Origin of the sequence: Dactylosporangium sp. CA-139066 (assembly GCF_050936175.1) — a bacterium.
Taxonomy (GTDB): domain Bacteria; phylum Actinomycetota; class Actinomycetes; order Mycobacteriales; family Micromonosporaceae; genus Dactylosporangium.
This window is the reverse complement of the sequence record NZ_JBNJNH010000002.1, coordinates 1,068,367-1,087,166: the sequence shown is the minus strand read 5'-3', so window position 1 is coordinate 1,087,166 and position 18,800 is coordinate 1,068,367. Positions and strand designations below refer to the sequence as shown.

At 71.7% G+C, this 18,800-nt stretch carries 23 protein-coding genes; 14 read left to right on the top strand and 9 right to left on the bottom strand.

The window, feature by feature from the left end; all coding sequences use genetic code 11:
* Positions 1-41 precede the first annotated feature (41 nt).
* The 3 genes from fabG (at position 42) to ACQEVU_RS49750 (ending at position 3,150) form a co-directional block, all read left to right on the top strand.
* Complete coding sequence (gene fabG / locus ACQEVU_RS49760; RefSeq protein WP_433339716.1) at positions 42-791, top strand: 3-oxoacyl-ACP reductase FabG; 750 nt, start codon at positions 42-44, stop codon at positions 789-791.
* 131 nt (positions 792-922) lie between these two features.
* Positions 923-2,095 carry an acyl-CoA dehydrogenase family protein gene (locus ACQEVU_RS49755; protein ID WP_433337318.1) on the top strand — a complete coding sequence of 391 codons (1,173 nt, stop codon included), beginning with the start codon at positions 923-925 and terminating at the stop codon, positions 2,093-2,095.
* A complete protein-coding gene (locus ACQEVU_RS49750; protein WP_433337316.1) occupies positions 2,092-3,150 on the top strand; it encodes an acyl-CoA dehydrogenase family protein in 1,059 nt (352 codons plus the stop codon). Before ACQEVU_RS49755 ends, ACQEVU_RS49750 begins: the two co-directional genes overlap by 4 nt.
* Before the next feature lie 604 nt (positions 3,151-3,754).
* Here ACQEVU_RS49750 and ACQEVU_RS49745 read toward each other — a convergent pair.
* The 3 genes from ACQEVU_RS49745 to ACQEVU_RS49735 all read right to left on the bottom strand — a co-directional run bounded on the left by ACQEVU_RS49745 (position 3,755) and on the right by ACQEVU_RS49735 (position 5,391).
* Positions 3,755-4,210: a MaoC family dehydratase gene (locus ACQEVU_RS49745; RefSeq protein ID WP_433337314.1), complete on the bottom strand. Its 456-nt coding sequence runs from the start codon at positions 4,208-4,210 to the stop codon at positions 3,755-3,757.
* Between the two features lie 63 nt (positions 4,211-4,273).
* A complete protein-coding gene (locus ACQEVU_RS49740; RefSeq protein ID WP_433337312.1) occupies positions 4,274-5,152 on the bottom strand; it encodes a mechanosensitive ion channel family protein in 879 nt (292 codons plus the stop codon).
* Positions 5,153-5,205: 53 nt separating this feature from the next.
* A complete protein-coding gene (locus ACQEVU_RS49735; protein WP_433337310.1) occupies positions 5,206-5,391 on the bottom strand; it encodes a hypothetical protein in 186 nt (61 codons plus the stop codon).
* Between the two features lie 40 nt (positions 5,392-5,431).
* Between ACQEVU_RS49735 and ACQEVU_RS49730 the strand changes: the two genes are divergently transcribed.
* Positions 5,432-6,121: an HAD family hydrolase gene (locus tag ACQEVU_RS49730; RefSeq protein ID WP_433337308.1), complete on the top strand. Its 690-nt coding sequence runs from the start codon at positions 5,432-5,434 to the stop codon at positions 6,119-6,121.
* A 55-nt stretch (positions 6,122-6,176) separates the two neighbouring features.
* On the top strand, positions 6,177-6,518 hold the full coding sequence (locus ACQEVU_RS49725) for an STAS domain-containing protein (protein ID WP_433337306.1): 342 nt from the start codon (positions 6,177-6,179) through the stop codon (positions 6,516-6,518).
* A gap of 10 nt (positions 6,519-6,528) precedes the next feature.
* On the opposite strand, the gene ACQEVU_RS49720 is transcribed toward ACQEVU_RS49725, so the two are convergent.
* Positions 6,529-6,900: an ATP-binding protein gene (locus tag ACQEVU_RS49720; RefSeq protein ID WP_433337304.1), complete on the bottom strand. Its 372-nt coding sequence runs from the start codon at positions 6,898-6,900 to the stop codon at positions 6,529-6,531.
* A gap of 104 nt (positions 6,901-7,004) precedes the next feature.
* Between ACQEVU_RS49720 and ACQEVU_RS49715 the strand changes: the two genes are divergently transcribed.
* Positions 7,005-7,367, top strand: a complete 363-nt coding sequence (locus ACQEVU_RS49715) for a TraR/DksA family transcriptional regulator (protein ID WP_433337302.1) — start codon at positions 7,005-7,007, stop codon at positions 7,365-7,367.
* Here ACQEVU_RS49715 and ACQEVU_RS49710 read toward each other — a convergent pair.
* Complete coding sequence (locus ACQEVU_RS49710) at positions 7,317-7,538, bottom strand: hypothetical protein (protein WP_433337300.1); 222 nt, start codon at positions 7,536-7,538, stop codon at positions 7,317-7,319. The genes ACQEVU_RS49715 and ACQEVU_RS49710 overlap by 51 nt on opposite strands.
* An 80-nt stretch (positions 7,539-7,618) precedes the next feature.
* Here ACQEVU_RS49710 and ACQEVU_RS49705 point away from each other — a divergent pair, with 80 nt between their 5' ends.
* The 5 genes from ACQEVU_RS49705 (at position 7,619) to ACQEVU_RS49685 (ending at position 12,822) form a co-directional block, all read left to right on the top strand.
* Complete coding sequence (locus ACQEVU_RS49705) at positions 7,619-10,225, top strand: ATP-binding response regulator (protein WP_433337298.1); 2,607 nt, start codon at positions 7,619-7,621, stop codon at positions 10,223-10,225.
* Positions 10,222-10,596 (top strand): response regulator, encoded by a 375-nt coding sequence (locus ACQEVU_RS49700; RefSeq protein ID WP_433337296.1) that lies wholly within the window; start codon positions 10,222-10,224, stop codon positions 10,594-10,596. The genes ACQEVU_RS49705 and ACQEVU_RS49700 overlap by 4 nt, the downstream gene beginning before the upstream one ends.
* A 109-nt stretch (positions 10,597-10,705) precedes the next feature.
* A complete protein-coding gene (locus ACQEVU_RS49695; protein WP_433339715.1) occupies positions 10,706-12,340 on the top strand; it encodes a sodium:solute symporter family protein in 1,635 nt (544 codons plus the stop codon).
* 13 nt (positions 12,341-12,353) lie between these two features.
* A complete protein-coding gene (locus tag ACQEVU_RS49690) occupies positions 12,354-12,635 on the top strand; it encodes a hypothetical protein (protein WP_433337294.1) in 282 nt (93 codons plus the stop codon).
* Positions 12,636-12,672: 37 nt separating this feature from the next.
* Positions 12,673-12,822, top strand: a complete 150-nt coding sequence (locus tag ACQEVU_RS49685; RefSeq protein WP_433337292.1) for a hypothetical protein — start codon at positions 12,673-12,675, stop codon at positions 12,820-12,822.
* 3 nt (positions 12,823-12,825) lie between these two features.
* On the opposite strand, the gene ACQEVU_RS49680 is transcribed toward ACQEVU_RS49685, so the two are convergent.
* Positions 12,826-13,137 carry a hypothetical protein gene (locus ACQEVU_RS49680; protein ID WP_433337290.1) on the bottom strand — a complete coding sequence of 104 codons (312 nt, stop codon included), beginning with the start codon at positions 13,135-13,137 and terminating at the stop codon, positions 12,826-12,828.
* A 3-nt stretch (positions 13,138-13,140) separates the two neighbouring features.
* On the opposite strand from ACQEVU_RS49680, the gene ACQEVU_RS49675 reads away from it, so the two are divergent.
* The 3 genes from ACQEVU_RS49675 to ACQEVU_RS49665 are packed head-to-tail and all read left to right on the top strand — an operon-like array spanning position 13,141 to position 16,366.
* Entirely contained in the window at positions 13,141-14,133 is a 993-nt protein-coding gene (locus ACQEVU_RS49675) for a hypothetical protein (RefSeq protein ID WP_433337288.1), read from the top strand.
* A 32-nt stretch (positions 14,134-14,165) separates the two neighbouring features.
* Entirely contained in the window at positions 14,166-14,861 is a 696-nt protein-coding gene (locus tag ACQEVU_RS49670; protein ID WP_433337286.1) for a response regulator transcription factor, read from the top strand.
* On the top strand, positions 14,858-16,366 hold the full coding sequence (locus tag ACQEVU_RS49665; RefSeq protein WP_433337284.1) for a sensor histidine kinase: 1,509 nt from the start codon (positions 14,858-14,860) through the stop codon (positions 16,364-16,366). Before ACQEVU_RS49670 ends, ACQEVU_RS49665 begins: the two co-directional genes overlap by 4 nt.
* An 87-nt stretch (positions 16,367-16,453) precedes the next feature.
* Here ACQEVU_RS49665 and ACQEVU_RS49660 read toward each other — a convergent pair whose 3' ends face one another.
* From ACQEVU_RS49660 to ACQEVU_RS49650, 3 genes are all read right to left on the bottom strand, one after another.
* Positions 16,454-16,933 carry a Rieske (2Fe-2S) protein gene (locus ACQEVU_RS49660; RefSeq protein ID WP_433337282.1) on the bottom strand — a complete coding sequence of 160 codons (480 nt, stop codon included), beginning with the start codon at positions 16,931-16,933 and terminating at the stop codon, positions 16,454-16,456.
* Between the two features lie 17 nt (positions 16,934-16,950).
* On the bottom strand, positions 16,951-17,499 hold the full coding sequence (locus ACQEVU_RS49655; RefSeq protein ID WP_433339714.1) for a DUF6529 family protein: 549 nt from the start codon (positions 17,497-17,499) through the stop codon (positions 16,951-16,953).
* Between the two features lie 583 nt (positions 17,500-18,082).
* Positions 18,083-18,745 (bottom strand): hypothetical protein, encoded by a 663-nt coding sequence (locus ACQEVU_RS49650; RefSeq protein ID WP_433337280.1) that lies wholly within the window; start codon positions 18,743-18,745, stop codon positions 18,083-18,085.
* Positions 18,746-18,800 lie beyond the last annotated feature (55 nt).

The window sequence follows — 18,800 nt, the reverse complement described above, 5'->3', positions numbered from 1 at the left end:
GTGTCTCACGCGCAAGGATCGGAGTCGTGACGAACACTGACTTGAACCGCGTGGCCATCGTGACCGGCGCGGCCCGGGGCATCGGGGCGGCCACCGCCGTGCGCCTCGCCGCCGACGGGCACGCCGTCGCCGTGCTCGACCTCGACGAGGGCGCGTGCGCGGACACCGTCCAACGGATCACCGACGCCGGCGGCCGGGTGCTCGCCGTGGGAGCCGACGTGGCCGACGGCGAGCAGGTCGCCGCGGCCGTCGACCGGGTCGCCGCCGAGCTCGGCCCGCCGGTCGTGCTGGTGAACAACGCCGGCGTGATCCGCGACAACCTGCTGTTCAAGATGACCGACGGCGACTGGGACACGGTCATCGGCGTGCACCTGCGCGGCGCGTTCCTCATGAGCCGGGCGGCCCAGGTCCATATGACCGCGGCGAAGTTCGGCCGGATCGTGAACCTGTCCTCGTCCTCGGCGCTGGGCAACCGCGGCCAGGCCAACTACTCCGCCGCGAAGGCCGGCCTGCAGGGCTTCACCAAGACGCTCGCGATCGAGCTCGGCCCGTTCGGCGTGACGGCCAACGCGGTCGCGCCCGGGTTCATCGCCACGGACATGACGGCGGCGACCGCGGCGCGCATGAAGGTCGACTTCGAGACGTTCCAGAAGGGCGCCGCGGAGCAGATTCCGGTACGCCGCGTGGGCCGCCCCGACGACGTCGCGCACACGATCTCGTTCCTCGTCAGCGACGGCGCCGGTTTCGTGTCCGGCCAGGTCATCTACGTGGCCGGCGGGCCACTCGACTAGTCATCGAAGGAGTTTTTGCGGTGAGCAGCACAGCGGGTCTCGCCCGCGACTTCCTGGCGGCGAAGGGGTTTTTGCGGTGAGCAGCACAGCGGATCTGGCCCACGACTTGCTGGCGGGGAAGGGTTTTTGCGGTGAGTAGCACAGCGGGTCTCGCCCGCGACTTCCTGGCGGGGCACGATCCGGCCGCCATGGAGCCGCTGGAGTTCCTGCGGGCGCGCTTCGACGCCGGGCTGGCCTGGGTGCAGTACCCACCGGGGCTGGGCGGCCTCGGCCGGCCGCGCGCCGAGCAGCCCCCCGTGGACCAGGTCTTCGCCGAGGCCGGCGCGCCCGACAACAACCCGCGCCGCATCGGCATCGGCCTCGGCATGGCCGCGCCCACGATCCTGCGCCACGGCACCGACGAGCAGCGCTCGCGCTGGCTGCGGCCGCTGTGGACCGGCGAGGAGGTGTGGTGCCAGCTCTTCAGCGAGCCCGGCGCCGGCTCCGACCTCGCCGGCCTCGCCACGCGGGCGGTGCGCGACGGCGACGACTGGGTGGTCGACGGGCAGAAGGTCTGGACGTCGATGGCGCACGAGGCCCGCTGGGCGATCCTCATCGCGCGCACCGACCCGTCGGTGCCCAAGCACCAGGGCATGACCTACTTCGTGCTGGACATGACGGCGCCGGGGGTGGAGGTACGCCCGCTGCGTCAGATAACCGGAGAAGCGGAGTTCAACGAGGTCTTCCTGACCGGCGTGCGCATCCCGGACGCCGACCGGCTGGGCGGGGTCGGCGAGGGCTGGGCCGTCGCGCAGACCACGCTGATGAACGAGCGGGTCTCCATCGGCGGCCAGGCCGTCCCGCGCGAGGGCGGCACGATCGGCATCGTCACCGACCTGTGGCGCAAGCGCCCGGAGCTGCGCTCCCCGGGCCTGCACGACGCCCTGCTGCGGCTGTGGGTCGACGCGGAGGCGGCCCGCCTGACCGGCGTACGCCTGCGCCAGCAGCTCGCGGCCGGCCAGCCCGGCCCGGAGGGCTCGGCGTCGAAGCTGCTCTTCGCCCGGCTCAACCAGGAGATCTCCGCGCTGGAGCTGGACCTGCTCGGCGAGGAGGGCCTGCGCCACGACGAGTGGACCATGCGCCGCCCCTCGATGGTCGACTTCGCCGGCCGCGCCGCCGGCTACCGGTACCTGCGGGCCAAGGGCAACTCGATCGAGGGCGGCACGTCGGAGATCCTGCGCAACATCATCGCCGAGCGCGTGCTGGGCCTGCCGCCGGAGCAGCGGGCCGACAAGGACGTCGCGTGGAAGGACCTGCCGAAGTGACCGATCTGCTGTACTCCGAGGTCGAGGAGGAGCTGCGCTCCTCGGTGCGCTCACTGCTGCAGGACCGCGTCGACCTGAGCCGCCTCGAGGGCCCCGAGCCCGTCGACCTGAAGCTGTGGCGCACGCTCGCCGCCGACCTGGGCTTCGCCGGCCTCCCGGTCCCCGAGTCGGCCGGCGGCGCCGGCGCCTCCTGGCGCGAGGCCGCGGTGGTCATGGAGGAGCTGGGCCGCGCCGCCGCCCCGGTCCCGTTCCTGGGCAGCGCGGTCCTCGCCACGGCCGCGCTGCCGCCGGACGACCCGCTGCTGCCCGAGCTCGCCGCCGGCACCCGCACCGCCACCCTGGCCGTGCCGCTGTCCTCCTTCGACGGTCCCCAGTGGACGGTCGAGGCCCGCGACGGCGTCCTCGAAGGCGCGGTGACCACGGTCGCCGACGCCCTGACCGCCGACGTGCTGCTCGTGCCGACCGCGGCCGGCCTGTTCGCGGTCGCCTCCGACGACGCCGCCGTGATCCGCACGCCGGTCGTTTCGCTCGACCTCACCCGCCCGGTCGCCGACCTGACCTTCCGCGGCGCCTCCGCCCGGCCGGTCGCCCCCGACGCTCAGGCGCACGTCGAACGGGCGCTGCTGGTGGGCGCGGCGATGCTGGCGTCGGAGCAGCTCGGCATCGCGGAGTGGTGCCTGAACGCCACCGTCGACTACGCGAAGACCCGCCGTCAGTTCGCCCGCCCCATCGGCTCGTACCAGGCCCTGAAGCACCGCCTGGCCGACCTGTGGGTCGCGGTGACGCAGGCGCGGGCCGTGGCGCGCTACGCCGCGGACTGCCTGGCGACCGACTCCCCGGACCTGCCGGTGGCGGCCTCGCTGGCGCAGGCGTTCTGCTCGCCGGTGGCGGTGAAGGCGGCCGAGGAGTGCGTGCAGCTGCACGGCGGGATCGGGTTCACGTGGGAGCATCCGGCGCATTGGTACCTCAAGCGCGCCCGCGCCAACGCCGCGGCGCTAGGCTCGTCCACGCGCCACCGCGCGCTGCTGGCCGACCTGGTGAACCTGCCCGCGTAGGGCTCCGTTTCCGCTCCACGATCATGCCGCGCCCCCGCCGGTCCGCACGATCGTGGAGCGGAATCCCGCCCGCGCTCGCGTCGCGTCTTCGGCCCGCAGCGCGGTTCCGCCCCGCCGTTGGTGCCCCGGGGTCCGTTTCGTGGGGGGTTTTGCTGCGCCGGTCGCTCGGCCGTGCCTGCCCGGACTCGCGCGAAGCGCAGAGAAGGCCAGCGGTGCGCTGCGGTGCTCCTCAGGCCCGCCTCGCCGTCCGTGCGCCAGGGCCGCTTCGTGGAGTCCAACAGTGGACCGTTTCGTGCCGATATGTCGGGCGCTGGCGCGCCACGACGCCGTCCGTGCGCCAGGGCCGCTTCGTGGAGTCCAACAGCGGACCGTTTCGTGCCGATATGTCGGGCGCTGGCGCGCCACGACGCCGTCCGTGCGCCAGGGCCGCTTCGTGGAGTCCAACAGCGGACCGTTTCGTGGCGATATGTCGGGCGCTGGCGCGCCACGACATATCGGATTTATACCCCGCCGGGCGAAAAATCCGAAAAGTCGTGGCGCGCCAGCGCCCGACTTTTCGTGATCCAGCGGGGGCACGCGCAGAAGCGGCGCGAAAAACGGGCGCTCAGACCAGCAGGCGGGTCAGGGTTTCCGCGACGCAGACCGGCTTCTCGTGGCCCTCGCGCTCGATCGTCGCGCGGTTCTTCAGCTGCAGCCAGCCCTCGCCCAGGTCGTCCGCGACCAGGAGTTCGACGCCCACGCGGACCTTCGAGCCCGTCGGCAGCGGCGCCGGAAAGCGGACCTTGTCCAGGCCGTAGTTGATGCCCATCCTGACGCCTTCCACGCGGTACACCTGCGAGACCAAGGTCGGCAGGAGCGACAGCGTCAGGAAGCCGTGCGCGATCGTCGTGCCGAACGGGCCGGTCTTGGCGCGCTCCGGGTCCACGTGGATCCACTGGTGGTCGCCCGTCGCCTCGGCGAAGAGGTTGACGCGCTCCTGCGCGATCTCCTGCCAGTCGCTGTAGCCGAGGTGCTCACCGACCGCGGCCAGCACTTCGCCGGCGCTCGCAAACGTCCGCATGACCCCGATCCTCTGGCGGCCGGCCCCCGCGTGCAAGGGGGCCGGCCGCGATTTTGGAGGAACTCAACGATTGGGCTTTTCGGGCGGATCCATCAGGACCGTGTCGTCGCTCGCGGGCGGGCGCGGCAGCGGGACCACCATGGTCGGGGCGTTCATCATGTCGGGGGCGGGGGTCGGGGTGGCGGGCACCGGCTGAGCGGAGGCGCGCGCCTCCTCCTCGGCGGCTCGGCGGGCCTCCTCTTCGGCGGCGGCGGCGCGGCGGGCCTCGGCGGCCGAGCGCACCCGGGCCGAGACCTCGGGCGCCTCCTGCTCGATGCGGCCCAGCCAGCCCTCCCAGCGCTGCTGCATCGGGCGGATCAGGCCGCCGCCGACGCCCACGACCAGGACGCCGCCGATCGTGGCCAGCACGGCGATGAGCACCGGCGTGGTGACCGTGGTCGCGATGCCGATCTGGTTGAGCGCGGCGACGACGCCGAGGCCGAGGATGAACCAGTACCCGACCGCGGCCAGCGCCCGGCCGTAGGCCAGGCCGCCGAGGGCGCCCTCGGCCAGGTCGCGCACGCCGGCCGCGATGGCCGCGGCGACCACGACGATGATGACGGCGACGACGGCCCGTGGCAGCCAGCCGACGATCGAGTCGATCAGCGCGGAGACCGGGTTCGGGCCCCACACGCCGAAGGCGACCTGGAGCGTGAAGAGCAGGATCGCGTAGTACACCAGCTTGGCCAGCAGGTCGCTCGCGTCGAGCCGCCCGCGGGCCAGCGCCCGGCCGACGCCGCCGCGCTCGGCGAGTCGATGGAAGCCCACCCGGCCGAGCAGCTTGTGCACCGCCGTGCGGACCAGCACCGCGACCAGCCAGCCCACCAGCAGGATCACGAGGAACAGCAGAAACGACGGTATGAAGCGGACGATGTCGCCCAGCGCGTCGCGGACAGCACCCATCGGGGCCTCCTCCCAGGTTTTGTACCCCGGCAGTTGCCCCGCGGCGACCTGTACTACTCGTCCATTCCCGCCAGCCCGTGCGGGCTCTCCGGCTCCCGCGCGTGCTCCGGCCCCCCGGCGAGCTCCTCAGCCAGCGTCACGCTGCGGTGCTCGGTGGCGAAGTCGCCGAGGTCATCGGCGTCGAAGCCGGGAAAGGGCTCGGCGACGCCGACGGTACTGGCCGGATCGGACTCGGTCATGGCTCAGTGATACCCCTGCGCGGGTGGGTATCACCCGAACATGACCAAACCCGTGACCGGTGTGCTGTTTGATGTGGACGGCACGCTCGTCGACACCGTGTACCTGCACGCCGTGGCCTGGTGGCAGGCGCTGCGCCAGCATGACCACGACGTGCCCATGGCCCACATCCACCGGGCGATCGGCATGGGCTCCGACCGGATCCTCGACGAATTGCTCGGCCCGGACCGCGACCGCGAGCGCGACGGCGAGATCGTGGCCGCGCACGCGAGCCTCCACGCCGTGCACTGGCCGGCGCTGCGCCCGCTGCCCGGCGCCCGCCGCCTGCTCGAGGACTGTGCCGGGCGCGGCCTGAGCGTGGTGCTGGCGACCTCGGCGTCCCGGCCGGAGCTCCAGGCCCTGCTGCGCTGCCTGGACGCCGACCAGGCGTTGACCGCCGTCACCAGCGCCGACGACGCCGAGCAGAGCAAGCCCGCGCCGGATATCGTCGAGGTGGCGCTGGAGCGCTCCGGCCTGTCCGCCGAGGAGGTGGTCTTCGTCGGCGACTCGGTGTGGGACGTCCGCGCCGCCGGACAGCTGTCGATACCGTGCATCGGCCTGACCAGCGGCGGCCTGAGCGCCGTCGAGCTGCTCGAAGAGGGGGCCACCGGCGTCTACGAGCACCCGCAGGACCTCCTCGATCACCTCGACGAGGCGCTCGCGACCGCCCTGCGGATGGCGCTGAGCGTTTGAACTCGGGCAATTGGGTACCGCAAACTGTTGACCAGTGACTCGAGGAGGGGGCCTGGTGATAGACGACGAGGTGGTCTGGGAGCTGCAGACCCATCGACAGGGCGCCCGGTCGCAGGTGGTGCTGACCGGCGAGCTCGACCTCGACTCGGCGCCGAGCCTGCTCACGGCCGTGGTCGAGGAGCTCGCGGCCGGCGCCAACGAGGTGATCGTCGACCTGAGCGGCCTGGTTTTCATCGACTCGAGCGGCCTCGGCACGCTGGTCGGCTGCTGGCGCCGGGCGAAGAACGCCGGCGCGGCGCTGACGGTGGCCAACCCGGGCGAGGACGTCCGCACGACGCTGGAGATCACCGGCCTGGACCAGATCCTGCCGATCACCAGCGGGGCGGTCGCGAACTAGCGCGGTCGCCCTACAGCGCGATCTCCGCCCAGACGACCTTGCCGCCCGGCTGGGGGCGCACGCCCCACGCGCGGGCCAGCTTGCTCACGATGCGCATGCCGCGCCCGGACGTGCTGGTCAGGTTGTCGATCTCGGCGATGCGCGGCACCTGCTCGCTGGCGTCGCGGACCTCGATCACGACCGCGTCGCCGCGGCGCAGCAGCCGCAGGACCGCCGGCGGAACGCCGTGGCGCAGCGCGTTGGCGACCAGCTCGTGGCCGACCATGACCGCGCCGCGGGTGAGATGGGGCAGCCCCCAGGCCTCGAACGCCTGGGTGATCACTCGCCGGGCCTGTCGTGCGTGGCCCTCGGCGACGTCGACCTCGATCGAGTCCCCATCCACCTATACATGGTGCCCCCCGGCAACCCGAAAAAAACAGTCAGGTTTGCGCCACCACTCCCCGGGGCACACCGGAAGCCAACATTTTCCGTTACCGGGGGGCAAACATGCTCGTCTACCCAGAGACCCGCACCGAGGACATCCGCACCGCGCTGCGCAGCCGCCATGAGGAGCTCGAGGCGGAGTACGCGGCGGCGGTGGCCGAGATGACCCTCGCCGGCGCCGCGGACTCGGGCGACGATGTCGCCGACCTCGGTACCAAGGCATTCAACCGCGAGCAGGAGTTCGCGCTCGCGGTGTCGATCCGCAACCGGATGGACCAGGTCGAGCGCGCCCTCGAGCGGCTCGCCGACGGCCGCTACGGCACCTGCGAGACCTGCGGCGACGAGATCCCGGTCGCGCGCCTGGCGGCGTTCCCGTCAGTCACGCTCTGCGTCGGGTGCAAGAGCCGCAGCGAGTCCCGTCACTAGGTCGAGCGCCCGCTGGGCGGCGCTCTGCAGGTGCGGCAGGTACTGCGCCGCCACCTCGGTGCCGTCCAGGTCCTCGGCGAGAAAGGTCGTGTAGTTCAGCACCGCACCCAGGGCATTGGACAGGTCGTGGGTGGCCGTGGCGACCGTCGCGCGCAGCGCCTCATCGCGCATCTGGCCCCCCACCTCCGCATAGCTGACTAGAGTGAGTCCCGTTCGCGAACGTAACGGGGCGTAGTTGCATGGTAACTCTAGTGATCGGTGTCTTGATCGCGGCGGTCTTTCTCGGCGCGCTCGCCGCGTATGCCCGCACTCGCGAGCCGATGCAGCGCGACATCGCCCTGCTGTTCCTGCCGTCGCTGGCGGTCTGCGCCAACGGCGCGTTCCGGGAGCTGACCGATCGCCAGGTGCCGGCCATCGCCGGCGCCGCCGTGACCACGCTGCTGCTCCTGCAGCCGTACCTCACGCTCCGGCTGGCCGCGCGCCTCGGCCGGGTGCCGCGGTGGCTGGACGCGAGCCTGCTCGTGCTGCTGCTGGCCAGCATCGCCGTGACGGCGGTCGCGCCGCGGCCGCTGAGCGACCCCTACCTCATCGGGGTGGCGGCGGCGTTCACGCTCACCGAGGCGATCGCCGGCTCGATGCTGCTGCGCGTCGCCGGCCGCCGGTCGGGCGCCCCTCGCGCGCGGCTGCGCCTGGCCGCCGCCGCCACGTTCGTGTACCCCCTCATGCTCCTGATCCTGGTCACCGGCTCGTCCCGCTTCCCCGCCGAGCGGGACTGGCTGCTGCCGGCCGGCCGCGCGGTCGGGCTGATCGGCGCCGTGCTCTACCTGCTCGCGTTCCTGCCGCCGGCCTGGCTGCGGCGCATGATGTCGGCGACGGTCTGGTACGAGGCGACCGAGGACCTGCAGCGACTGCCGGCCGACGTCGACGCCGGCCAGGTGTGGCGGCGCTTCGCGCATGTCGTGCACGACACGACGGGTACCGACGCGGTCCTGCTCCTCGACGATCGGCTCGAGCGCGTCGCCGCCGTCTGCCGCTCGGGCACCCGGCTGCCCCGCGAGCGGCTCGACTTCGACCTCGCGGCGCTGGTCAATGCCCGCCGCGCGGTCCCGCTGCGCCGCGACCACCCGCTGGCGCTCGCGACAGGCACCCGGATGGCCACCGCGCTGCCGATCGAGGGCGTCGGCACGTTGCTGCTGCTGGACCGGTACCGCGCCCTGTTCAGCGCCGACGACGTGCGCCTGGCCCGCGTCCTCGGCGGGCAGGCGAAGGTGCTCGCCGAGCGCGGCGCCGTCCTGGTGGAGCAGCGGGAGCTGGCCGCGCGCCTGGCCGAGTCGGTCGCCGCGCTCACCCACGCCAGCCAGGCCAAGAGCGACTTCCTCGCCGGGATGAGCCACGAGCTGCGCACGCCGCTGAACGCGATCATCGGCTTCAGTGACCTCATGCGCGCCGAGCCGCCCGAGGGCGACCGGCGCAGCGTGCCGGCCGAGTGGGTCGAGCACATCCACGGCAGCGGCCGGCACCTGCTGGGGCTGATCAACGACATCCTGGACCTCGCGAAGGTGGAGGCCGGCCGGATGGAGCTCGGCCTCGAGTCGATCTCGCTCGATGCCGCCATCGGCGACGTGATCACCACGCTGCGGCCGCTCACGGATCGCAAGGGGCTGCAGGTGTACCTCGACGTGCCCCCGACCGCCGCCGTCCACGCCGACCCGCTGCGGCTGCGGCAGATCCTCGACAACCTGCTGTCCAACGCCATCAAGTTCACCGCCGACGGCGGGATGATCGCGGTGTTGGTCACTCCGGCGCTGCAGGACGTGGCGATCACCGTGGCCGACAGCGGCATCGGGATCGCGCCGGAGGACCAGGAGCGCGTCTTCGAGGAGTTCCAGCAGGTCGGGCCGGCCGCGCAGCGCAAGGCCGGTACCGGGCTGGGCCTGGCGCTCACCCGCCGGCTCGTCGAGGCCCACGGCGGCACGATCGGGCTCGAGTCCACGCCGGGCGAGGGGAGCCGCTTCACCGTCCGGCTGCCCGCCGCCGAGGCGCCCAGTGCGGCGCCCGACGGCGCGCCGGCGCCCCGCCCGGGCCGCGGCCGGGTGCTGATCATCGACGACGACGCCCGCGCCGCGGAGCTGCTGGAGGCGTACCTCGCGGGCGCCGGCTACCAGGTCCGGACCGCCTCGAGCGGCGAGGCCGGCCTGGCCGAGGCGGGCGCGTGGCGCCCCGACGCGATCCTGCTCGACGTGGTCATGCCCGATATCGACGGCTGGGACGTGATCCGGCGCCTCAAACGCGACGAGGCGCTGCGCTCGATCCCGGTCTTCTTCGCCACGATCGTCGACGACCGCCGGGCCGGGCTCGCCCTGGGCGCGGCCGACTTCTTCGTCAAGCCCGTCGACCACGACGCCCTCCTGGCCCAGCTGGCCCGCCACGTTGCGCCCACATCGGCGCAGGATTCGGCGTCGGTACTCGTGGTGGACCGCGACGACAACACCCGCGCCGTCGTGGAGCGTCAGCTGGCCGAGGCCGGCATCAGCGTGGTGACCTGCAACGACGGGCCGGAGGGCCTGCGGCTGTCGCGGGGCCGGCACTTCGACCTCATCATCTGCGACCTGCAGATGCCCGACGTCGACGGCTTCGCGCTGCTGGCCGGGCTGGACGGGGAACCGTCCACGCGCGGCATCCCGGTCCTCGCGCTGACCGCGCCGGACCTCTCCGACGCCGACCGGCGCCGGCTCACCGGCAAGGTCATCGGCACGGTGCCGAGGTCCTCGGCCGCCGACGGCGTCCGCGAGTGGATCGACCTGGCCGCGGTGGCGAGCTCCCTGGCCGATGCCCGTCAGGAGGGGGTGGCGCCATGAGCCGGGTCCTGCTGGTCGAGGACGAGGAGCTCAACCGCGTGCTGGTGCGGGCGATCATCGCGCGGGCCGGGTCGCCGGCGGTCCGCGAGGTCGACCTGGTCGAGGCCGGTTCGCTGGCCGACGCGCGCACCGCGCTGACGGCCGGCCGGGTCGACGTCGTGCTGCTCGACGTCAATCTGCCCGACGGCAACGGGCTCGAGCTCGCCGCCGAGCTCAACGAGGCGCCGGCCCGACCGACGGTGATAGCGCTGACCGCAAGCGTGCTGCCGCACGAGCGCGCCGCGGCGATGGCGGCGGGCTGCGATGCCTTCCTGGACAAACCATACGCCGCCGCTGATCTGGTGACGATGCTCGCAAATCACATAGGTTGACCATGATGGTTTGATCCGGTCCCTGAGCTGGGTAGGTGCCAGACGCCCCAGTCGTACCAGTTCAGGGGAGGAATGGGTGCAGACTCTCGCCGATGGGCTGCGCCTGCAGATGGACGCATTGGACTACGTCCTGCTGGCGCTCTACTTCATCACCGTCCTGGGGGTGGGTCTCGCCGCCCGCCGCTCGATCCGCAACAGCGTGGACTTCTTCCTCTCCGGCCGCTCGCTGCCGGCCTGGGTGACCGGCCTCGCGTTCATCTCCGCCAACCTCGGCGCCCTCGAGATCCTGGGCATGGCCGCGAACGGCGCCAAGTACGGCATCATGACGGTCCACTACTACTGGATCGGCGCCGTGCCGGCCATGGTCTTCCTCGGCATCGTGATGATGCCCTTCTACTACGGCTCGAAGGTGCGCAGCGTCCCGGAGTTCATGCGCCGGCGCTTCAACCGCCCCGCGCACCTGCTCAACGCGTTGTCGTTCGCCCTGGCCCAGGTCCTGATCGCGGGCGTCAACCTGTACGCGCTCGCGCTGATCATGCAGGCGCTGCTCGGCTGGCCACTGTGGACCGCGATCGTGCTCGGCGCCGCCATCGTGCTGATCTACATCACGCTCGGCGGCCTCTCCAGCGCGATCTACAACGAGGTGCTGCAGTTCTTCGTGATCATCGCCGGCCTGCTGCCGATCGCGATCATCGGCCTGGTCAAGGTGGGCGGCATCGGCGGGCTGTTCGACGCGGTGCGCAACACCAAGCTCGGCGACGCCGGGCTGCACGCCTGGTCCAACACGGGCGGCTCCGCCAACCCGCTCGGCGCGCCCTGGTGGGGCATCGTCTTCGGCCTCGGGTTCGTGCTGTCGTTCGGCTACTGGACGACCAACTTCGCCGAGGTCCAGCGCGGCCTGTCGGCCCGCAACATGAGCGCGGCCCGGCGCACGCCGATCATCGCCGCCTACCCGAAGCTCGTGATCCCGTTCCTCACCGTCATCCCCGGCCTGGTCGCCCTGGTGACCGTGAAGGGGCTCGGCGCCGAGTCGGGCGACCTGCAGTACAACAACGCCATCCCCCTGCTGATGCGCGACTTCCTGCCCAACGGCGTGCTCGGCATCGCCGTGACCGGGCTCCTCGCGTCGTTCATGGCCGGCATGGCGGCCAACGTGTCCGGGTTCAACACGGTGTTCACGTACGACATCTGGCAGGAGTACGTCGCCAAGGACAAGCCGGACGGGTACTACCTGCGGGTCGGCCGGCTCATCACCGTCGTCGGCGTGGTGATCGGCATCGGCACGGCGTTCATCGCCGCCGGTTACAGCAACATCATGGACTACATCCAGGCGCTGTTCTCCCTGTTCAACGCCCCGCTGTTCGCCGCGTTCATCATCGGCATGTTCTGGAAGCGGATGACGGCGTGGGCCGGCTTCTGGGGGCTGTTGTCCGGGACGGTGGCGGCCTTCATGGTGTACGCCGGCTACAAGTGGTTCGGCTGGTTCTCCTTCGGCTCCGACCTGGACGAGTCGTTCTGGGGCGCGGGCATCGCGTTCGTGGTGGTGGCCATCGTCGCCGTCATCGTCACCCCGCTGACCCGCCCGAAGGCCGAAGCCGAGCTGGAGGGCCTCGTGTACGGCGTCGGCCGCCACGACCTGAGCGCCGACGCCCTGGCCGGGGACACCGCGTGGTACCGCTCGCCGGTCCTGCTCGGCTCGACCGCGCTCGTCCTCGCCGTCCTGTTCTACCTGCCGGTCCTGTGAAGGGGGTCCCGCGATGAGCGACGAGAACAAGATGGACACCGCACGGGCGGCGCGCCTCTTCGACGTGCGGCGGGTCATCGGCGGCCTGTTCACCGTGTACGGCGTCGTCGTCACGATCGTCGGCATCTTCGACTCCCAGGCGGAGATCGACAAGGCCGCCGGCGTGCGGATCAACCTGTGGATCGGGCTCGGGATGCTCGTGCTCGGGCTGCTGTTCCTGCTGTGGCAGTGGCTGCGCCCGGCCGAGGCGCCGGAGACCTCGGACATTCCGCCGGCCGATCGAGTCGAACAGTAGATGTCCAAACCGGCCCGGGCGCCGCAGACTCTCCGGCATGAAACTTGTGCTGGCGGATGCGGCGCCCGAGCCGTCGTTCCTGGCGGGCACCGCGATCGTCCTGGTCCTGGGCTGCCTGATCTTCGTGACCGCGCTCGTCGTGCTGATCGTCTGGCTCGTCCGCCGGACGAAGAACAGCCGCTATTAGGCCCTACGTGAGCAGCCCGATGAGCAGCGAGCTGGCGTTGGCGCCGAGCGCGATCACCGCTAGCAGCGCTTTGTCGCGTTTTATCGCCTTCATCAGGATCAGTGACTCGACGGCGGTCGCGACGATCTCCGCCGACCAGAAGCGCCACGCGTCCGGGTGCGGGTTGAGGAACAGCCAGAGCGCCGGGTGCGTCACCAGGTTGACCAGCACGCCGAGCAGGATCGCCGTCCGCCAGCCGGCCAGCCGCAGCAGGGTCAGGGCCGCCGTGTACAGCGGGACCTCGACCAGCAGGGTCAGCAGCAGGGCGCGGAGCACGCGATGAAGATAAGCCTGCTCTTCGGCCTCGCCGCGGCCGCCGCGCTCTCGATCGCGCTGCGCGCGCCGCTGGCCACGACGGTGCTCGGGCTGATCGCGTTCGGAGTGCTGCACAACGTGCTCGAGCTGCGGTACGTCACCGGGCGCTTCGGACCCATCCTGCGCGGCCGGTTCCTGGCGGTGCTGCTCGGCCTGATCAGCGCGATCGTCCTGTGCCGCCTCGCCGCGCTCGTCGTCGGCGAGCCCGCCCGCTACGCGGAGATCCTGGTCGGCTACGCGGTGCTCGCGGCCGGCTGCGCCCATGCGCTGCGCGGCTGGCGGCTCGCCGCGGCGGCATTCGTGCTGATCGTGGCGGCGGCGGTGTCGCTGGGCTTCCCGGGGTACCACTTCGTGGTCTTGGCGCACTTGCACAACGTCGTGCCGCTCTTCTTCCTGTGGGAGTGGGCGGGGCGGCTGCGGCGGCCGGCCGTGTTCCGCTGGACCCAGGTCGCGTGGGTGCTCGGCGTGCCGGCCCTGGTGCTGGCCGGGGCGCTGGACTTCGCGCTCGGCGGCGTGTCCGCGTCGACCGTCGCGGCGTTCGCGGGCGACCCGGCCCGGATCGTGGCGGCGAGCGCGCCGCCCGGATCGGCCACCATCGTCGGCGCCCGGTTCCTGGTCGTCTTTGCGTTTTTGCAGACGATGCACTATTTCGTCTGGGTGTACTTCCTGCCGCGCCACGCCCCGGACGCCGCCCGCGCTTTCGAGACCCGTGCACCCTGGCTGTCGGCCCGGCGCGCCTGGGCCCTCGGCGCCGGCCTCGGCGCCGCGCTCGCCGTGCTGTTCGTGATCGACTACGCCTCGGGCCGGGCGCTGTACGGCGCGTTCGCCTCGTACCACGCGTATCTCGAGTTCCCGGTGCTGCTCGCGCTGCTGCTACCCTCCGGCGCAGCCAGTTCACAGCTGGTTTTCAGGCAAACCGCATCCGAGCGTCAGGAACCGGCGGCAGTCTCTAGATGACGAGGGAATTCTGACGTTATTTGGAGCGAATCATGACGCGGCTGCTTGTGGTCGACGACGAGCCGGACATCGTCGAACTGCTCTCCGCGAGCCTGAAGTACCACGGCTACGACGTCGCGAGCGCCACCAGCGGCCGCCAGGCGATGGAGGAGGCCCGCCGCTTCCGCCCCGACATGATCCTGCTCGACGTCATGATGCCCGAGCTCGACGGCTTCGATGTGCTGCGCAAGCTGCGCGGCGAGGGCACCCGCGTGCCGGTGCTGTTCCTGACCGCCCGCGACGCCACCGAGGACAAGATCAAGGGCCTCACCCTGGGCGGCGACGACTACGTCACCAAGCCGTTCAGCCTGTCCGAGATCCTGGCCCGTATCCAGGCCGTCCTGCGCCGTGTCGCCGACCCGGCCGGCGGCGCCTCCGCCCAGACGTCGCGCCTGAACTTCGCCGACATCGAGCTGGACGAGGACACCCACGAGGTGTTCAAGGCGGGCCACGAGGTCCAGCTGTCCCCGACGGAGTTCAAGCTCCTGCGGTACTTCATGACGAACCCCGGCCGCGTCCTGTCCAAGGCCCAGATCCTCGACCACGTGTGGCAGTACGACTTCGGCGGCGACGCCGGCGTCGTGGAGTCGTACGTCTCCTACCTGCGCAAGAAGATCGACACCACCGAGCCCCGTCTGCTGCAGACCCTGCGCGGCGTCGGTTACTCGCTGCGTCTGCCACGCACATGAAATCCTGGCCGCTCCGCGTCAAGCTCGTCGTCCTGATGCTCGTCCTGCTGGCGGCGGCCCTGGTAACCACCGGCACGGCGGGCGTCTACAGCACCCGCGACTATCTCCTCAACCGGGTCGACGACCAGCTCCTGGCCAGCGTCGGCAACGCCGCCGCCAGATGTAGCAACCCCTCGGGCGACATGAATGGCGGGGGCCCCCAGCTGCAGCAGCGCAGCGGCCAGTACCTCGCCTGCATCGACAGCGGGAACGGCGCATTCCTCCGCGGCCGGCTCTATCCGACCGATACTGCCCAGCAGCCACCGGCCCTTCCGAGCTCGGTCAACGTCGAGACCTTCGCCCAGCTCAACCGCGACACCATCGGCCTCTACGACACCGTGGAGCCCGTGAGCGGCAACGGCCACCAGTGGCGGGTCCTCTACGCCGTGACGACGATGCCGGCGCCCCGCGGATTCCCTGGCGATCGCCGCCAGCAGGTGCAGCAGCCGCTGGTCGTCGCCATCAGCCTCGACGAGGTCGACGCCACGGTCAGCCGCCAGGTCTGGACGAGCGCGACCATCGGCGGCTTCGTGCTCCTCGTCCTGGCCGTCGTGGCGTACCTTCTCGTCCGCTCCAGCCTCCGCCCCCTCGTCGAGGTCGAGGAGACCGCCGAGGCGATCGCGGCCGGCGACCTGAGCCGCCGCGTCCCCGAGGCCGACCCCCGCACCGAGGTGGGCGGCCTGTCCCAGGCCCTCAACACCATGCTCGGCCAGATCGAGACGGCCTTCGACGAGCGCCGAGCCTCGGAGGAGGCGGCCCGCGCCTCGGAGGAGCGCATGCGCCGCTTCGTCGCCGACGCCTCCCACGAGCTGCGCACCCCGCTCACCACGATCCGCGGCTTCGCCGAGCTCCACCGCCAGTCCGGCCGGGGCGACGAGAACATCGGCCGCATCGAGCACCACGCCACCCGCATGGGCCTCCTCGTGGATGACCTGCTGCTCCTGGCCCGCATGGACCAGCAACGCCCGCTGGAGAAGGTCCCCGTGGACCTCCTGTCGCTGGCCACCGACGCCTTGATCGACGCCCGCGTGACCGCAACCGACCACCGCCTCCGCCTGCGCACCCCGAGCAGCGAGGACGACGAGGCCGACGTGGAGCCCGCCGTCGTACTGGGCGACGAGGCCCGCCTGCGCCAGGTCCTCCAGAACCTGCTGTCCAACGCCCTGAGCCACACCCCACCCGGCACCGAGGTAACGGTCTTCGTGGGCACCGAGTCCGACAACGCCATCCTGGAGGTCTCCGACAACGGCCCCGGCATGACGGAAGAGGACGCGAAGCGAGTCTTCGAACGCTTCTACCGCACCGACCCCAGCCGCACCCGCGCCTTGGGCGGCTCGGGCCTGGGCCTGTCGATCGTCGCCGCGCTGGTAGCCGCCCACGGCGGCAGGGTGACCCTGCGCACGGCCCCCAACGAGGGCGCCACCTTCCGCGTGTCCATCCCCCTGCTCCGCCCCGAGCACTCCTAGCTCTCGCGCCGGTCGCTTTGGACGAAAGCCGACCGCCCGCCGTCCGTCCTGAGTGGACGGTCGGCGGGCGGTCGACCCTGTGGGGAGTCAGGCCCTGGAGATGGAGTCGCCGTTGACCTTGATGTTGACTGCGGACAAGGGCTTCTTGGCCGGGCCGTTGGCGACCGAGCCGTCGGCGACCTTGAACCGGCTGCCGTGGCAGGGGCAGTTGATGGTGCCGTCGGAGACCTCGCCGACGACGCAGCCGGCGTGGGTGCACACGGCGGTGAAGCAGCGGAACGTGCCGGCGGTGGGCTGGGTGACGACGATCTTCTGATCGGCGAAGATCTTGCCGCCGCCGACTGGGATGTCGCCGGTCTTGGCGAAGCCGCCGTCGGCGTTGGCGGGCTTGCCCGCGTTGCCGCTGGCCGCGCCGTCGCCGTCGGTGCCGCCGGCGCCGCCCTTGGCGTTGTCGCCGGCCGGAGGGGCAGCGGTGTCGACGCCGTACGCCGCGCAGCCGGTCAGGGCCGCGGTCAGACCCATCGCGCCGGCGCCGGCCAGCAGGGTCCGTCGAGACGGGGTGCACATGGTTCTTCTCGTTCCTCTCAGAGTTTGAAGCCGAAGGTGGTGAAGAACCACAGGGCGGAGGTGACGAACAGGCCGGACAGCGCGGTGAAGACGAGGCCGCCGAAGAGCGGGAGCGCCCAACCCGGGACGCCCTTCTTCGACAGGATCAGCATCTTTGCGGCGAAGGTGCCGTAGAAGAAGCAGCCGAGGAGGGAGTGGATGAGGACGCGGGTGCTGTAGTCGTCGAAGCCGAGCGCGTAGAGGCAGTGCAGCGCGACGGGGATGGAGGCCAGAAAAGCCAGGCGGCCGGACCAGCGGTGGGCGGGGCCGATCCATTTGGCGTTCTTGAAGAGTTGGATCTTGCCGTACATGACGAGGGCGGTGAACAGCTGGACGACGGCCAGGACGAAGGCGAGGGTGGCCAGCCAGACCTTGACCGTTGCGGGGCTGGAGAAGCCGGCGACGTTCACGGCCACGCCCGTCGGCTCGTGGAGCTTGCCGTAGACGCCCAGGCCGGCGGCGACCAGGCAGGCTACGAGGAACGGGACGATGAGGGTGGCCAAGGTCTTCGGGCTGGGTGGGGTCACCGTGGGCGTCGTGGGTGCTTCCGGGCCGGCCGCGACGACCGGTGAGGCCACGCCGACCGCGCCAGGGGCGGCCGTGCTGGGCGCGGCCGCGCCGTAAACGGCCGTGCCGGGCGCGGCGGCGCCGTAAACGGCCGTGCCGGGCGCGGCGGCGCCGTAAACGGCCGTGCCGGGCGCGGCGGCGCCGTAAACGGCCGTGCCGGGCGCGGCGGCGCCGTAAACGGCCGTGCCGGGCGCGGCGGCGCCGTAAACGGCCGTGCCGGGCGCGGCCGCGCCCAAGACGGGGGGTGGAGCGTTCGGGTCCGTCAGAGGGTCGACCGTGTAGGCGACCGGGGTGGGGAGCGCCGCCGACAACGACGCAGCGTCGAAGCGGTCCGTGAGAGACGGGAGCTGGTCGGTTTGCGGGGGGAGGGTGAACGACGGCGCGCCTGAAGGGGGAAGCGGGCCGGGCTCCGGGATCGGGGGGAACTGGACGCCGCCGGGCGAAGGCGTGCCTTCCTCCGAGGCCGCCGGGGACGGCGCCGGGATCTGGCTCGCCTTCGGGGCGGGCTGGTCGATCGGGGCGGTCATGTCGGGGCTCCTGATCTCAGTATCCGGTGGCGGGGGTGGTGGGCTCGATCGCGACCGTGGTGCCGTCGACCGTGGCCGTCTTCGCGTTCAGGTCGAAGGGCGGGGCCGCCTGCTGGGTGCCGTCCGTCAGGGTCTGCACGCCGATCTGCCGGCCGTCGGGCAGGACGATCCAGCTGGCGTCGAGCTTCTTGCGGAGGGCGGCCTGGGAGCGGTACAGGCCGGACGGCGGGGCGACCGCCTTGATGGTGAAGGTCCAGGACTTCTTGCCGGCCGTGACCGTGCCCTTGACCTGGCCATTGGAGTAGGTGCCGGTGAGGCTGCCCTTGGCGCTGTTGAGGTGGGCCTCGCCGTTGGCCATCGAGCCGTCCAGCCAGGCCTCGGCGGTGTTGCCGTCGCAGACGTACGCGATCGCCTTGCCGTTGTTGACGACGATGCCGAGGGACGCGGCGCCGCCGTCGACCGCGCCGGCGTAGGTGATGGTGCCCTGCTGAGCGGCGGGCGAGGATGCCACAGGAGCCGGGCTGCTGAAGGCTGGGCTACTCAGAGCCGGGCCAGGCGAAGAGGACGCAGCGGTCGGCGTGCGCGCCACGTCGTTGCTGAGGTTGACGTTCATCGCGTACAGCACGCCGGCGACGGCCAGGCCGGCGCCGAGCGTGATGATCGGTGCCTTGAACTTCATCGGTGACTCCCACAGGTTGGTCGCACCGCTCGGGTGCTTCGGGACTATGAGACCG

Coding starts and splice junctions, on each gene's coding strand:
- ACQEVU_RS49735 (WP_433337310.1), bottom strand. CDS start 5,391: ATGACCGAGTCCGATCCGGCCAGTACCGTCGGCGTCGCCGAGCCCTTT.
- ACQEVU_RS49730 (WP_433337308.1), top strand. CDS start 5,432: ATGACCAAACCCGTGACCGGTGTGCTGTTTGATGTGGACGGCACGCTC.
- ACQEVU_RS49695 (WP_433339715.1), top strand. CDS start 10,706: ATGGACGCATTGGACTACGTCCTGCTGGCGCTCTACTTCATCACCGTC.
- ACQEVU_RS49685 (WP_433337292.1), top strand. CDS start 12,673: ATGAAACTTGTGCTGGCGGATGCGGCGCCCGAGCCGTCGTTCCTGGCG.
- ACQEVU_RS49745 (WP_433337314.1), bottom strand. CDS start 4,210: ATGCGGACGTTTGCGAGCGCCGGCGAAGTGCTGGCCGCGGTCGGTGAG.
- ACQEVU_RS49690 (WP_433337294.1), top strand. CDS start 12,354: ATGAGCGACGAGAACAAGATGGACACCGCACGGGCGGCGCGCCTCTTC.
- ACQEVU_RS49650 (WP_433337280.1), bottom strand. CDS start 18,745: ATGAAGTTCAAGGCACCGATCATCACGCTCGGCGCCGGCCTGGCCGTC.
- ACQEVU_RS49660 (WP_433337282.1), bottom strand. CDS start 16,933: ATGTGCACCCCGTCTCGACGGACCCTGCTGGCCGGCGCCGGCGCGATG.
- ACQEVU_RS49715 (WP_433337302.1), top strand. CDS start 7,005: ATGCTCGTCTACCCAGAGACCCGCACCGAGGACATCCGCACCGCGCTG.
- ACQEVU_RS49740 (WP_433337312.1), bottom strand. CDS start 5,152: ATGGGTGCTGTCCGCGACGCGCTGGGCGACATCGTCCGCTTCATACCG.
- ACQEVU_RS49675 (WP_433337288.1), top strand. CDS start 13,141: ATGAAGATAAGCCTGCTCTTCGGCCTCGCCGCGGCCGCCGCGCTCTCG.
- ACQEVU_RS49700 (WP_433337296.1), top strand. CDS start 10,222: ATGAGCCGGGTCCTGCTGGTCGAGGACGAGGAGCTCAACCGCGTGCTG.
- ACQEVU_RS49710 (WP_433337300.1), bottom strand. CDS start 7,538: ATGCGCGATGAGGCGCTGCGCGCGACGGTCGCCACGGCCACCCACGAC.
- ACQEVU_RS49670 (WP_433337286.1), top strand. CDS start 14,166: ATGACGCGGCTGCTTGTGGTCGACGACGAGCCGGACATCGTCGAACTG.
- ACQEVU_RS49665 (WP_433337284.1), top strand. CDS start 14,858: ATGAAATCCTGGCCGCTCCGCGTCAAGCTCGTCGTCCTGATGCTCGTC.